Annotated in this window: 14 protein-coding genes; 5 read left to right on the top strand and 9 right to left on the bottom strand. The window is 68.7% G+C overall.

Annotated elements, in window-relative coordinates; genetic code table 11:
* Nucleotides 1–117 precede the first annotated feature (117 nt).
* The 6 genes from AC2YG9_RS05755 to lgt all read right to left on the bottom strand — a co-directional run bounded on the left by AC2YG9_RS05755 (nucleotide 118) and on the right by lgt (nucleotide 5,901).
* Entirely contained in the window at nucleotides 118–1,269 is a 1,152-nt protein-coding gene (locus AC2YG9_RS05755) for an ABC transporter permease (RefSeq protein ID WP_487296989.1), read from the bottom strand.
* Nucleotides 1,266–2,189: an ABC transporter ATP-binding protein gene (locus tag AC2YG9_RS05750; RefSeq protein WP_487296988.1), complete on the bottom strand. Its 924-nt coding sequence runs from the start codon at nucleotides 2,187–2,189 to the stop codon at nucleotides 1,266–1,268. The genes AC2YG9_RS05755 and AC2YG9_RS05750 overlap by 4 nt, the downstream gene beginning before the upstream one ends.
* Entirely contained in the window at nucleotides 2,186–3,151 is a 966-nt protein-coding gene (locus AC2YG9_RS05745) for an HlyD family secretion protein (protein WP_487296987.1), read from the bottom strand. The genes AC2YG9_RS05750 and AC2YG9_RS05745 overlap by 4 nt, the downstream gene beginning before the upstream one ends.
* Complete coding sequence (locus tag AC2YG9_RS05740; RefSeq protein WP_487296986.1) at nucleotides 3,148–3,798, bottom strand: TetR/AcrR family transcriptional regulator; 651 nt, start codon at nucleotides 3,796–3,798, stop codon at nucleotides 3,148–3,150. Before AC2YG9_RS05740 ends, AC2YG9_RS05745 begins: the two co-directional genes overlap by 4 nt.
* 130 nt (nucleotides 3,799–3,928) lie before the next feature.
* Nucleotides 3,929–4,975: a class I SAM-dependent methyltransferase gene (locus AC2YG9_RS05735; protein ID WP_487296985.1), complete on the bottom strand. Its 1,047-nt coding sequence runs from the start codon at nucleotides 4,973–4,975 to the stop codon at nucleotides 3,929–3,931.
* Nucleotides 4,972–5,901 (bottom strand): prolipoprotein diacylglyceryl transferase, encoded by a 930-nt coding sequence (gene lgt, locus AC2YG9_RS05730; protein WP_487296984.1) that lies wholly within the window; start codon nucleotides 5,899–5,901, stop codon nucleotides 4,972–4,974. Before lgt ends, AC2YG9_RS05735 begins: the two co-directional genes overlap by 4 nt.
* A gap of 85 nt (nucleotides 5,902–5,986) precedes the next feature.
* Between lgt and AC2YG9_RS05725 the strand changes: the two genes are divergently transcribed.
* The 4 genes from AC2YG9_RS05725 to AC2YG9_RS05710 all read left to right on the top strand — a co-directional run bounded on the left by AC2YG9_RS05725 (nucleotide 5,987) and on the right by AC2YG9_RS05710 (nucleotide 8,409).
* The gene (locus AC2YG9_RS05725; protein ID WP_487296983.1) at nucleotides 5,987–6,229 is read left to right on the top strand and encodes an accessory factor UbiK family protein; all 243 of its coding nucleotides are present in this window, start codon (nucleotides 5,987–5,989) and stop codon (nucleotides 6,227–6,229) included.
* A 122-nt stretch (nucleotides 6,230–6,351) separates the two neighbouring features.
* Nucleotides 6,352–6,861, top strand: coding sequence for a type III secretion system chaperone family protein (locus AC2YG9_RS05720; RefSeq protein WP_487296982.1), 510 nt, complete (start codon nucleotides 6,352–6,354; stop codon nucleotides 6,859–6,861).
* A 222-nt stretch (nucleotides 6,862–7,083) separates the two neighbouring features.
* Nucleotides 7,084–7,863 carry a pyrroline-5-carboxylate reductase gene (proC, locus tag AC2YG9_RS05715; RefSeq protein ID WP_487296981.1) on the top strand — a complete coding sequence of 260 codons (780 nt, stop codon included), beginning with the start codon at nucleotides 7,084–7,086 and terminating at the stop codon, nucleotides 7,861–7,863.
* 303 nt (nucleotides 7,864–8,166) lie between these two features.
* The gene (locus AC2YG9_RS05710) at nucleotides 8,167–8,409 is read left to right on the top strand and encodes a DUF6356 family protein (protein ID WP_487296980.1); all 243 of its coding nucleotides are present in this window, start codon (nucleotides 8,167–8,169) and stop codon (nucleotides 8,407–8,409) included.
* Between the two features lie 3 nt (nucleotides 8,410–8,412).
* On the opposite strand, the gene AC2YG9_RS05705 is transcribed toward AC2YG9_RS05710, so the two are convergent.
* The gene (locus tag AC2YG9_RS05705) at nucleotides 8,413–10,191 is read right to left on the bottom strand and encodes a DUF885 domain-containing protein (RefSeq protein WP_487296979.1); all 1,779 of its coding nucleotides are present in this window, start codon (nucleotides 10,189–10,191) and stop codon (nucleotides 8,413–8,415) included.
* A gap of 244 nt (nucleotides 10,192–10,435) precedes the next feature.
* Between AC2YG9_RS05705 and AC2YG9_RS05700 the strand changes: the two genes are divergently transcribed.
* Nucleotides 10,436–11,854, top strand: coding sequence for an amino acid permease (locus tag AC2YG9_RS05700; protein ID WP_487296978.1), 1,419 nt, complete (start codon nucleotides 10,436–10,438; stop codon nucleotides 11,852–11,854).
* 4 nt (nucleotides 11,855–11,858) lie between these two features.
* Here the strand turns inward: AC2YG9_RS05700 and AC2YG9_RS05695 are convergent, their stop codons facing one another.
* Entirely contained in the window at nucleotides 11,859–12,800 is a 942-nt protein-coding gene (locus tag AC2YG9_RS05695; protein ID WP_487296977.1) for a type II secretion system F family protein, read from the bottom strand.
* Between the two features lie 2 nt (nucleotides 12,801–12,802).
* Nucleotides 12,803–13,771: a type II secretion system F family protein gene (locus AC2YG9_RS05690; protein WP_487296976.1), complete on the bottom strand. Its 969-nt coding sequence runs from the start codon at nucleotides 13,769–13,771 to the stop codon at nucleotides 12,803–12,805.
* Nucleotides 13,772–13,777 lie beyond the last annotated feature (6 nt).

Raw genomic sequence — 13,777 nt, 5'->3', positions numbered from 1 at the left:
GACCCAGGGGTTGCAGCGCACCGGCCATAACGCTGAGTTCGATAGCGAGATCACGCACCCCTGGGTCCCGGATAGCCCGCTTCGCGGCCTTCCGGGATGACGGAAAGGAGGTGGTCGTTAGTCCAAGGTCGTCCGATACCGGCTCATCGCCAGCGTCGTGACCACGGCCACGAACAGGGTCAGCGCCAGCAGGCTGACCCAGGCATGCTCGACCCCGACGCCCTTGAGCAGCGAGCCGCGCACGATGCGCAGGAAATGGGTCACCGGAATCGCCTCGCCGATCGCCTGGGCCCAGGCGGGCATCCCCCGGAACGGGAACATGAAGCCCGACAGCAGCAGGGACGGCAGCAGGTAGAAGACGCTCATCTGCATGGCCTGCAGCTGGCTCTTGGCCACGGTGCTGAACAGGAACCCCAGGCTCAGACTGCCGACAATGAACAGCACCACCCCCAGGGTCAGCGCCCCCCAACCCCCGACAAAGGGCACGTCGAACAGCAGCCTCGCCAGGATCAGGATGATCGCCGTCTGGATCAGGCCGATGACCACATAGGGCGCCAGCTTGCCGATCATCACCTCCAGCGGCTCGACCGGCGTCGACAGCAGGCTCTCCATGGTCCCCCGCTCGCGTTCGCGGGTCAGGGCCAGGGCGGTCATCATCACCAGGGTCATGCTGAGCACGATGCCCAGCAGGCCCGGCACGATGTTGTAGGCGGTGATGTTCTCGGGGTTATAGCGCCGGTGGACCACCACCTCGAACGGCGCCACCGCCGCCTTTCCAGCCAGCGGCCCCTTGAGGTCATGACTGAGCGCCTGCCCCGGAATGCCGGAGACCGCCGCCACCGCCCCGCCGACCGCCGTCGGGTCCGATGCATCGGGCTCGATCAGCAGCTGGGCCTTGTCGCCGCGCACAACCCGGCGGCCGAAATCGCGCGGAATCGTAATGGCGAACTGGGCGCGGCCCTCCTCGATGGCGGCGTCGAGCTCGGCGGGGCTGGACGCCTCGGCCACGAACCTGAAGTAGTCGGTGTTATCGAGCGCGGTGAGCACCGAGCGGGAAAAGCTGCTGCGGTCCTGGTCCAGCACGATGGCCGGCAGGTTGTGCGGGTCGTTGTTGATGGCATAGCCGAACAGCAACAGCTGGACGATCGGCACCGCCAGGATCATGGCGTAGGTCAGCCGGTCCCGCGTCAGCTGGATGAACTCCTTGATCAGGACGGCCAGGATGCGCTGGCCGGAGAGGCCAGGTCCGGAAGGATGGGGGTCGCTCATGCGAAGTTGTCCTCCGCCCTGTTCATCAGATGGATGAACACATCCTCGATGGTCGGCCGCGTCTCGCTCCAGGTCAGGCCCGGCCGGCGATACGGCGCGATCGCCGCCTCCAGCGCCGCCCGATCCGTCCCGCTGACATGCAGCGCCGATCCGAACGGCGCGGCCATCTCCACACCGGGCTTCCGCGAAAGCTCCGTGGACAGATGATCGGCCCCTTCACCCTCGGCCCGGAACGTCACCAGCCGCGACTGATCGATCAATTCCGCCGTGGTGCCGCGCGCCATCAACCGCCCATAGGCGATGTAGGCGATGTCGTGACAGCGTTCGGCCTCGTCCATGTAGTGGGTGGACACCATCACCGTCAGCCCGCCGGCCGCCAGCCTGTGGATCTCGTCCCAGAACTCGCGCCGGGCCTTCGGGTCGACCCCCGCCGTCGGCTCGTCGAGCAACAGCAGGTCCGGCTCATGCAGGGTCGCCGCCGCCAGCGCCAGCCGCTGTTTCCAGCCGCCCGACAACGCCCCCGCCGGCTGGTCGCGGCGCGAGGTCAGGCCCAGCTTCTCCAGCGCCTCGTCGACCCGGGCGCGGCGCCCCTGCATGCCGTAGACCCGGGCCGTGAACTCCAGGTTCTCGCCGATGGTCAGGTCCTCATAGAGCGAGAACTTCTGGGTCATGTAGCCGGTGCGCCGCTTGATCGCCCGCGCTGCCGTGCGGAAGTCCAGCCCCAGCACCTCGCCCTCGCCGCTGTCGGGCGTCAGCAGGCCACAGAGCATCCGCATCGTCGTGGTCTTGCCCGAACCGTTGGGCCCCAGGAACCCGGTCACCCGCCCCGCCTGGACGGTGATGTCGAGGTCCCGCACCACCTGCTTGTCGCCGAACGCCTTGTTCAGCCCGCGCACATCGATGGCCGGAGCCGTCGTCACTTGCGCACCACCTCGACTGGCTGCCCGGGCGCCAGATCGCGCGGCGCGTCCGGCGTCGCCTCGACCAGGAAGACCAGCCGCTCGCGATTACCCCGGCTGTAGATCACCGGCGGGGTGAACTCCGGCCGCGGGCTGACGTAGGAGATCTTCGCCTCGCCCCCCTTGCAGCCGTCACAGGAAAACCGCACCGACCCGCCTGGCCGGTACCGCGTCAGCTCGGTCTCCGGCACATAGAACCGCAGCTTGACCCGCGCGTCGGGCAACAGGGCGACGACCGGCGTGTTGGCCACCGCCCATTCGCCCGGCCGGTAGAAGACGTCCTCGATCCGCCCGGCCGTCGGGGCCACGGGGCTCAGCTGCCGCGCCCGGATCGACGCTTCGCTAAGCCCGGCCCGCGCCCCTTGCGCCTCCGCCGCCGCCGCCCGGGCCTGGTCCTCACGGGCCCCCAGTTCGGCGACATCCAGCCGCTTAATCGTTTCCTGATACTGCGCCCGCGCCACACCGACGGCGGCCTTCGCCTGATCCAGCCGCGCCGGCGCATAGATGCCCTTGGCCGCCAAAGCCCGCACCCGGCCGAACTCCGCCTCGGCCTGGTCCAGCTGCGCCTTCGCACTGGCCCGCTGCGCCTGGAACACGGCCAGCTCCTGAGGCCGCTGACCTTTCAGCGCATCCGCCGCCCGATCCCCGGCCGCCTGCGCCCGCGCCGCCGCCTGCGTCTCCTGCGCCTGCGCCGTCCCCGGATCGACCTGGAACAGCGGCGTCCCGGCCTCGACCCGCTGGCCGCGCTCGACGCTCAACGCGGTCAGCGCGCCCGACTGGGCGGCGGCGAAATACAGGGTCTCGCCCTCGACATAGCCGGTCAGCGGCGTCGCCCCGCCGCGCGGCCAGAAGGCGTAGGCCGCTCCGGCGAGGATGATTGCGGCCCCCAGGCCGAACAGGACGGCTTTGGGCGGACGCTTCATGACGCGCTCCCCTTCGGCGTGGTTTGGGCAAGAAGACCGCTCTTCAGCACCGCCAGATGCTGCGCGGCCAGGGCGTTGAGATCGAAGGGCCTGGCCCCGACCGGCACGAAGGTCTCGCGCCACAGCAGGGCCATCAGGAAGGGCGAGACGATCTGGATGGCGAACATCTTCGGATCGCCGTCGCGGACCTCGCCGCGCGCCTGCGCCCGTGCGATCAGCCCGCCCAACAGCCCGATCATCGGCTCGACCAGCTCGTCGTGCCAGTACCGCGCCAGCTCCGGAAAATTCCGCCCCTCGCTGATCACCATCTTGCCGATGCCGGCCACCGGCGAGACGGACATGATGTTGGCGATGGTCGGCAGGAAGATCTCCAGCAGCCCCCCGAACGGCCCCGGAAACGCCTCCAGCCGGCCGCGCACAAGGTCGATGTCGGGAGCCACGGCGGTCTTCACCACCGCATGGAAGATGTCTTCCTTGGTCTCGTAATAGAGATACAGCGCCCCCTTCGAGACCCCGGCCCGCCGGGCGATCTCGTCCAGCTTCGCCGCCGCGAAACCCTTCTCGGAAAACACCGCCAGAGCCGCCAGGGCGATCTCGCCGGGACGGTCGTCTTTGCGCCGCTGGAACTTGGGGGGACCGGGTTGCATGACGCCGTAATAACTGACTGGTCAGTTATTAGCAAGATGGAAGAACGACGGTTTCCGCGGGGCTCCGACGCGCGAAAACGCAAGCTCTCCCCCCGCAAGCGGGGGGAGAGCTTGATTGGATGCTCAGTCGCTAGCTCTCGAACCCCGGCGGTTCGAACCCCGGCGAACAGATGCAGGCCGCCTTGAACAGCTCGCCCATCTGATCCGGCGCCACCAGCCGCGCCAGCTGCCGGCCGATGACCATCGACCGGTCCGGCCGCGCCGCGATCAGCGCCTCGGCCCGGTGCTGGATGCCCAGCCGCCCGAGGAACAGCCCCTGCGGCATCGGCCCGGCAATCTCGGCTCCGGCCAGGGCCGCCGCCGCCAGCAGGCTCGGGAAATCGACATGGATCGTCAGATCGGACTCACCCGGAAACTCCAGCGCCCCGACCTTCTCATGGCCCTTCAGCGCCTGCAGCGTGTCGCCGAACTCGGCCTTGTCGCGCCCGTAGTCGACGACCAGCGCCGCCCCGCCGTCGGCCACCACCCGCGCCGCGATCGTCGCCGCCAGGGCATCCTGGGCCGGCGACACCTCGAGGATCATCGCTCCCTCGTCGGGAACCGCGCCATGCTCGCTCGGCGCCAGCCCGAAGGTCAGTTCGCCGTCGGGCGTAAGACCGACCAGCCGCTCGACCCAACCGCCCGGCGTCTGCACGAACTGGCGCGCCGGCAGGCAGTCGAACAGCTCGTTGGCGATCAGGATCAGCGGCGCTCCGCCCGGCACGCCGTCCAGGCTGTCGGCCCACTGCGCGTCCGGCAGCTTCTCGGCCTGCGCCGCCTTCAACGGCCCGGAGGTCTCGACCAGCCACAGATCGGCCGCCGCCACAAAGTCCGGCGCCAGACGCACGGCCCGCAAGAGGTCGCTCATCAGCGTCCCGTCACCCGGCCCCATCTCGACCAGCCTGAAACGCTCGGGCTTGCCCAGCCGCGTCCAGCTCTCGACACACCACAGGCCGATGAGTTCGCCGAACATCTGGCTGACCATCGGCGCGGTGATGAAATCGCCGCCGCCCCCGAGCGCCGGCCGGGTCGCGTAGTACCCGTCCTTCGCGTCGTGCAGGCAGCGCACCATGTACTCGGCGACCGGGATCGGCCCGCTCGCCGCGATCTCGGCCTTCAGCCGTTCCTTCAGACTCATTTGGCGGACTTGGTGCTCTTGGCGGCAGTCTTCCGGGGCGTCTTCTTCGGCGCGTCCTCCGCCACGACGGGCGCCGGTTCGGGTGCCGCCACCACGACCAGCGGCGCCTTCAGCCCACGCCAGATCAGCCAGGCCCCGCCGATCAGCATCGGCAGCGACAGCATCATGCCCATGGTCACGCTGCCGCCCAGCCCGAACAGGTTGTCGAGGAACTCGTCCGGCTCGCGCACCGTCTCCAGCGCGATCCGCACCAGGGCGTAGCCGGCCAGGAAGATCCCGGCCACCACGCCGCGCCGCTGCAGCCACAGCTTCGAATGGGTCGCCCAGCGCAGCACCAGGAACAGCACGATCCCTTCCAGCGCCGCCTCATAGAGCTGGCTCGGATGGCGCGGGAAACCGCCGGCGCCGGGGAAGACGACGCCCCAGGGCAGGTCGGTGACCCGGCCCCACAGCTCGCCGTTGATGAAGTTGGCGACCCGCCCGAAGAACAGGCCGATCGGCACCGCCGGCGCCGCCAGGTCGCCCAGCTTGATCAGGTCGATCTTCGCAGCTCGCGCGAAGAAGACCAGCGCGGCGATGACGCCCAGCAGCCCGCCGTGGAAGCTCATCCCGCCCTTCCAGATCTGCAGGATCTCGGCCGGGTGCTTCCAGATCAGCTCCGGCTGATAGAACAGCACATAGCCCAGCCGCCCGCCCAGGATGATGCCCAGCGTCACCCACAGGATCAGGTCGTCGATCTGCACCGGGCTGGCGGTCGGCGCCTGGCCGCCCCAGAGCCTGGGATTGCGCACCAGCCGCACGGCATAGCGCCAGCCCAGCAGGATGCCGGCCACATAGGCCAGGGCGTACCAGCGGATCCCGAAGGTCCCGCCGAACAGTTCGAAGGTCCAGCCGCCGACGTAGGGACTGATCTCTGGAAAGGGCACGGATTAACCTCGTTCGCCACGAAACTGGGGATCAGTGACCTAATCCCCTTCGCATTCATGAATCGTTTCCCATATGAATGAGGTCATGCATACCCAGAACCCTTTCCTCGACGAGATCGCCAAGCTGACCACAGCCGCCGCGGGCCTCGCCCAGGCCGCCGGCGAGGAAGCCAAGGCCGCTTTCCGCGCTCAGGGCGACCGTTTCGCCGCCGAGCTGGACCTGATCCGTCGCGACGAGTTCGAAGCCCTCAAGGCCGAGATCGCCGCCCTGCGCGCCGAGATCGCCGCCCTCAAGGGTGCGGCGCCCGACACGCCCAAAGGCGAGTAGCGCTCCCGCTCCGAAAGAAGCGGTTGTGACCTCGTAAACGAACAGGACTAGGGTCTGGTTGTGCGGGTGATTCGGGGGAGTCTCCACCGTCGCCGCCTGCCCTCCAAAGGACGGTAAGACCGATGGACATTTCACCTCCCGAAGACGACGAAGCCTTCCTGGCGCTCGACCCGCTCGAGGTGGTCGAACACGTCCTCTCGGCGGAAAACCTGGCCTTCGACCGCACCGAGGACGGCGATCTTGCCTTCTCGCTCGCGGGCGACTGGAAGGACTACGAACTGTGGTTCGCCTGGCGGCCGGAGGCGGAATGCCTGCAGCTCTGCCTTTCCATCGACCTGAAGGCCGGCAAGGCCACGCGCGGCAAGGCCTGCGACCTCGCCAACCTGGTCAACCAGCGCCTCTGGCAGGGCCATTTCGAAATCTGGGCCGATGACGGCGAGGTGGTCTTCCGCCACGCCATGGGCCTGTTCGGCGCCGAACGCCCGACCCCCGGCCAGACCGCGGCGATGATCGACGTCGCCATGGAAGCCGCCGACCGCTTCTACCCGGCCTTCGACTTTCTCCTCGCGGGGGCGAAAACGCCGGAAGAGGCGATGGCCGCCTGCATGTTCGAGACCGTCGGCCGGGCGTAGAAACAGGGACAGAGCACTGTCCTCCCTCCCCTTTATGGGGAGGGACCGACCGCGAAGCGGTCAGGGTGGGGAAGTCGGATGCCGCCCACCCAGAGCATCCGGACCTGAGTCCCCAACCCCCATCCACCTGAGCCCTGCCCACACTTCCCCACCCTGCGGGGCTTTCGCCCCGCTGTCCCTCCCCATAAAGGGGAGGGAGGATCAGCGCAGGACCCCGCACCCATGACCCCCATCCTCATCCTCGGCGTCGGACGCATGGGCGGCGCCATGATCGAGGGTTGGCGGCGGGCGGGGACCTTCGTGCCCAACGACCTCTACATCCGCGACCCCAACCCCGGCGCCGCCGACCTCTCCGGCATGCGCCTCAATCCGCCGGACGCCGACCTCGCCCGCTGCAGGACCGTGATCCTCGCCGTCAAACCCCAGGTCTGGCGCGAGGCCGCCGCCCAGGTCGCCCCCCACCTCGACCCCGACGCCGTCGTCGTCTCCATCGCCGCCGGGGTGAAATCGGCCGACATCGCAGCGGCCTTCGGCGGTCTCAGAGTGGCCCGCGTCATGCCCACCACCGCCGTCGCCATCAACCAGGGCACGGCATCCGTCTGCGCCGGCGACCCCCAGGCCCGGGCCCGCGCCCACGCCCTGTTCGACCCCCTCGGCCGCGTCGTCGAAATCGCCGACGAAGACCTGATGCATGCCGCCACGGCGGTATCAGGCTCCGGTCCCGCCTACCTCTACGCCTTTGCCGAGGCCCTCGAATCAGCCGCCGTCGCCGCCGGCCTGACCCCCGACGCCGCCGCCACCCTGGCCCGCTCGACCCTCACCGGCGCCGCCGCCCTGATGGCCGCCGGCGACACCCCGCCCGACGAACTTCGCCGCCAGGTCACCTCGCCCGGCGGCACCACCCAGGCCGCCCTCGACGTGCTGATGGCCGACGATGGCCTGGGTCCCCTCCTGAAACAGGCCGTCGCCGCCGCCGTCGCCCGCTCCCGCGAACTCGGCTGAATTTTACCCGGTGAAAATTCCAGGGCCCGATTGGCCCGCGATCGCGCGGGTCGCCGTCGCGTAGGCAGGAGGACGCACAAACCTGCCTACATTCCCCGCGCCCAGGCCCACGCCATGCCTACGCCACCGCCTACAATCGCCAACACCGCGCCACGCTCAAGCCACGGAATTTATTGCGCTATCCCGCTGAAGGCCCGATTGCCGGGCCGCCGTCGTGGTATAATCCTTCCGCTTCGATAACCCCCCGGCCTTGATCCCGCCGCCCGCCCCTGCCAAGCAGGGCCATCACATCGAGGGCCGACGATGGAAAACCCCTTCACCGCTCACCCGCGTTCGGTGGGTGAGAGCTACACCGAGCACCTCGGTCATTCCTGGAAGTTCGGCTTCACCCTGCTTGGCGCGGGCCTGGCCTGCCTGATGCACGGAATCTGCCCGGCCCTGTTCAAGACCACCGGCAGCCGCACCGTCTACGCGCTCAACGCCAAACTCACCGGCCGCAAGCCGGACGGCGCGGGCTATGGCGACTGGACGGGGGCGGGGGTCTAGGCCCTACCGCGCCTTCTCCGCCGCGATCCATTTGTCGATCCGCTGCTCCAGCAGGTCCATCGGCAGCGGCCCCGCCAACAGCACCGCGTCGTGGAACCGGCGCACGTCGAACTTTTCGCCCAGTTCCGTCTCGGCCCTGGTCCGCACCTTCACCAGCGTCCGCTCGCCGATCTTGTAGGCCAGGGCCTGCCCCGGCCAGCTGACATACCGCGCCAGTTCGGCGTCGATGTTGTGGGCCGACAGGGCGCTGTTGTCGGTGAAACAGGCGCGGGCCTTTTCCAGGTCCCAGCCCAGGTAGTGCATGCCCGTATCGGCCACCAGCCGGCAGGCCCGCCACATCTCGTACGACAGCCGCCCGAACTGCTCATAGGGATCGCGATAGATGCCCATCTCGATGCCCAGCCGCTCCGAATACAGCCCCCAGCCCTCGACGAAGGCGGTCATGTCGGCGTCGCGCCGGAAAGCCGGGACCTCGGGCAGTTCCTGAGCCAACGCGATCTGCAGATGGTGCCCCGGCACCGCCTCATGCAGCGTCAGGGCCGGCAGTTCGTACAGGCCCCGCTGGTCCAGCTTGCCGGTGTTGACCATATAGCCGCCGGCCACGCCCAGCTGCGGGCTGCCCGGGAAATAGCGGCCGGTGGTGTAGTTGTCCTCGATCTCGCGCGGCACCTCGCGCACCCCGTAGGGCAGGCGGGGCAGGGTGCCGAAGAAGGCCGGCAGCCGGTCGTCGATGCGCTTGGAAATCTCCGAGGCCTTTTCCATCAGGTCCTGTCGGCTCTCGGCGACGAACCGCTTGTCGGACCGCAGAAAGGCGAGGAACTCGGGGAAGGTCCCCTTGAAGCCCGTCTGGGCCATCACCGTGTCCATCTCGGCGCGGATGCGGGCGACTTCCGAGACGCCCAGGGCGTGGATTTCCTCCGGCGTCATGTTGGTCGTCGTGTAGCGGCGGGCCAGCCAGGCGTAATATTCCTTGCCGCCTTTCAGACGGCCGACGCCGATCTCGGGCTTGGTGGCCGGGATGTATTCCTTCTCCAGGAAGGTCACGAACTTCTGGCGGGCCGGGACGATGCCGTCCTTGACCAGGGCCAGGCCCCGGGCCTTGAACGCCGCCTTTTCGGCCGGCGTCACACTGGTCGGCAGCTTGTCGAACACCCGCACCAGCGGGTCGGCCTCGGTCACCGTCTTGGCGACGTTCGCCCTGGCCTCGCCCAGCACCCGTTCGGCGATGTAGCGCGGCTGCACCCAGCCGGTCTTGATGCCCCGGCGGGCGTTGTCGGTGGCGTCGCCCCAGTATTTCGGCACGGCGGCCAGGCGTTTCAGATAGGCTTCGGCGTCGGCCTTGCTGGCCATCGGCGCGCTGTCGGCCAGCCAGCTGAGCGTGCCGTCCCAGGTGTCGTCGCTGGAGAAGGCAAACCGGCTCTGGTCGAACTTGCTGGACGCGATCTGGCCGTCGATGACCCGGATCAGGATGGCCCGGTTCAGGGCGTCATTCTCGCCGAGCCCCGTCTCCGGAATCTCCTTCAGCCGCGCCTCGAACACGGCCAGTTCCCTGGCCCGCCGCTGGTCCGCCGCCAGGGTGATGTCGGGCAGCTTGCCCAGGGCTTCCCGGTCGCCGTTGAAGCCGGCCCCGATCGGGTTCTCCCGGTCGCTCCACGCCTGATAGTCGGCGACGATGGCGTCCAGTTTCGCCTTGGCGCCATCACCCTGGGAATTTGGCGCCTGGGCGGTGGCGGCCATGGGAACCAGGACAATCAGGGCGGCGGCGCTCAGGGCCTTCCACATGGCGGGGACTCTCCAATGATGCGGCGCGGAGGGTGGACCGGCCATTCGAGCGCGACAAGGGGGACCGGTTGCCTGCGCAAGCGGGCTACCTGTCCCCGATCAGCACAGGCGTCTGGAGAGCGCTCCGGCCCAGACGTTGGCGCAAATCGGGGACAGGTAGTCCGCGATGCGGACAACCGGTCCCCCTCTTCACAACCTTGCCGAAACAGCCGCATCTTCCGCCTTCATCCTGGGGAGGACTTCCATGAGTTTCCTGACACGTCGCAAGCCCATGGACGGCGGCTTCGTCGCCGAGCACCACAAGCTGAAGGCCACGCTCGGCTGGCCGCACCTGATCGCCCTGGGCGTCGGGGCCATTGTCGGCACCGGCATCTACACCCTGATCGGGGTCGGGGCCGGCCTCGCGGGCCCCGGCGTCATGCTCAGCTTCGCCATCGCCGGCGCGGTCTGTGCCTGCGCCGCCCTGGCCTATGCCGAGATGGCCACCATGATGCCGGCGGCGGGCAGCGCCTACACCTACAGCTATTCGGTGCTCGGCGAGGGCCTGGCCTGGATCGTCGGCTGGAGCCTGATCCTCGAATACACGGTGGTCTGCGGCGCCGTTGCCGCCGGCTGGGCCGGCCACGCAGCCGAGTTCGTCACCATCCCGGTTGATCCCAAATGGATGGCCTCGACCTTTGCCCTCGAGGGAAGCACGCTGGTCTTCAGCGGCGGCTTCAACGCCCTCGGGGCCCTGATCGCGCTGCTGGTCGCCGGCCTGCTGCTGGTCGGCACGCGCGAGAGCGCCACGGTCAACATGATCCTCGTGGTCGTGAAACTGGCGGCCCTCGGCCTGTTCGTCTTCCTGGCCCTGCCGGCCTTCGACGCCAGCCACTTCACCCCCTTCAGCCCCTACGGCTTCAGCGGCGTCAACGCCGACGGGACCAAGGTCGGGGTGATGGCGGCGGCCTCGATCATCTTCTTCGCCTTCTATGGCTTCGACGCGGTGTCGACCGCCGCCGAGGAGACCAAGAATCCGGAGAAGAACCTGACCATCGGCATCGTCGGCTCGATGATCGCCTGCACGGTCATCTACATGATCGTCGCCGCCGCCGCGATCGGCGCGGTGCTGCCCGGCGTTTTCTCCAAGGCCGACGCGCCGCTGGTCTTCGTCATGGAACAGCTGGGCCACGGCGGAGCCGCCAAGCTGGTCGCCGCCGCCGCTGTCATCGCCCTGCCGACGGTGATCATGGCCTTCATGTACGGCCAGAGCCGCATCTTCTTCGTCATGGCCCGCGACGGCCTGCTGCCCGTGGGCCTGGCCAAGGTCAGCAAGCGCGGCGCCCCCAGCTTTGTCACCCTGATCACCGGGGTCCTGGCCGCCCTGCTGGCCGGCATCCTGCCGCTCGGCGAGATCGCCGCCCTGGCCAACGCCGGCACCCTGGCCGCCTTCGTGGCCGTGCTGGTCTGCATGATGATCCTGCGGGTCAAGGCGCCGGAGCTGAAGCGGGTGTTCAAGACCCCACTCTGGCCGGTCATCGGCGTCTTCGGCGTGCTGGGCTGCCTCTACCTGTTCACCACCCTGCCCAATACGGCGATCATCGGCTTCTTCGTCTGGAACGCCATCGGCGTGGTCGTCTACCTGCTCTACGGGCGCCGCAAGAGCGCTTTGGCGAACGGGTAGCGGGCTACCCCCCGCCAACCATCGACTGGCTGATCCGATAGGCCGCCGGCAGCATCAGCACGCCGAGCAGGCAGGGGAAGATGAAGAGGATCAGCGGGACCATCAGCTTGGCCGGCAGGGCCATGGCCTTCTCTTCGGCCCGCAGCATGCGCTTGGACCGCATGTCGTCGGAGAAGACGGCCAGGGTCTCGCCCAGGCTGGTGCCCATTTCCTCGGCCTGACGCAGCATGGTTGCCAGGGAGCGGGCCTCCTCGATGCCCAGCCGGTCGGCGAACGCGCCCCAGGCTTCCTTGCGCGCCTTGCCGGCCCGCAGTTCCAGGGTCAGGAACCGCAGGTGGGCGGCCAGGTTGGGGTAGCGCCGGCCCATCTCCTCGGCCACCCGATTGACGGCGGCGTCCAGGCTCAGGCCGGCCTCGACCGAGGCGACCAGCAGGTCGAGCATGTCGGGGAACCCCTCCATGTACTCGATTTCCATCTTCCGCCGCCGGCCCTTGACCACCTGGTCCGGTCCGAGAATGGCGGCGACGGCGAAGATCCCGGCCGCCGCGATGGCCGCTGGCCCGCCGATGCCGCTCAGGGCCCAAGGGACGGTGAACAGGGTGGCGACCGTGGCGACGATCAGGCTGGCGCCCCGCGCGCCCAGGTACACGGCCACGGCCTCGCGGTTGTACCAGCCGGCGTGGATCAGCTTGGTGCGGATATTGGAAAGCTGGGCCGGGTCCTGGATGGCCATCTTCTCGCCCAGCCGCTTGACGCCGCGCATGACGCTGCCGTCGGACCTGGGCTGGCCGGGGCGGCCCGTGACGGTGTCGCCGGCCAGACGCTGGCGGCGTTTGGCGCCGATGCGGGCCTCGCGCAGCAGCATCATGCCGCCGCCGCCGACGCTCATGGCGATCAGTCCGGCCGCCGCATAGGTCAGGATCTGCTGAAAGAGCACGGGGTCCATCGTCAGATCCTCATGTCGATCATTTTGCGCATGACCATGTTGCCGATCAGCATCCAGGTCCCCAGCACGGCCAGGCCGATCTGCACCGGCCGCTCGCCGATGACGTCGCCATAGAAATGGGGGCTGGCGAAGGTCAGGATGGCCAGCACCCCGAACGGCGCGCTGGTCAGGATGATGGCGCTGGCCCGGCCTTCGGATGACGCCGCCTTGATCTTCAGCCGCATCTTGTGACGCTCGCGCACCGCCTTGGCGTTCATCTTCAACAGGCCGGTCAGGTTGCCGCCCGACTTCTCCTGCAGGCGGATGGTGGCCGCGAACAGGTCCACATCCGGGTGGCGGCAGCGGTCGGCGATGCGGCCGATGGCCTGCTGCAGGGTGGCGCCATAGGCGATCTCGTCGCCGGCCATGCCGAACTCGCTGCCCAGGGGATCGGGCATCTCGCGGCCGACCAGGGCGATGGCCGTCGGCACCGGGTGGCCGGCCTCCAGGCTGCGGATGATGACCTCAAGGGCGTTGGGCAGCTGCAGGCCGATGGCCTTGGCCCGGGCCCCGGCCTTGAACTTCAGGAAGATGACCGGGACCAGCACGCCCAGGGCCGGGCCGGCGCCGGCCGCGATCATCCAGTTCTTCGTCCACAGGAAGACCACGGCGCTGACCAGGGCCCCGCCCAACAGCACCATCGGCAGGTGCTTCTTGAACTGCACATTGACGCCGGAGCGGATGACCAGGTCGTTGAACCAGCCCAGGCCCCGGGTCACCTCGCCATCAGCGGTCAGGCCGCGCTGCTTGCGCAGTTCGAGGACCAGCTGTTCGAGGCTGCCCGACTTCTCGACCGTGGCCAGCCGCTTGTTGACCTTGCGCTTGGCGACGCCGACCCGCGCCAGGCCGGTGATCGCCTGCACGCCGGTGAACACCGCCGCGAAGATCATGATCAGCACGATCCATCTGGGATCAAAATTGAGCTCAGGCATGGACAC

The sequence above is a fragment of the Caulobacter sp. SRI_014 genome (genome assembly GCF_057586315.1).
Note: the sequence above shows the minus strand (reverse complement) of the source record. Positions and strands in the feature narration are given on the sequence as shown.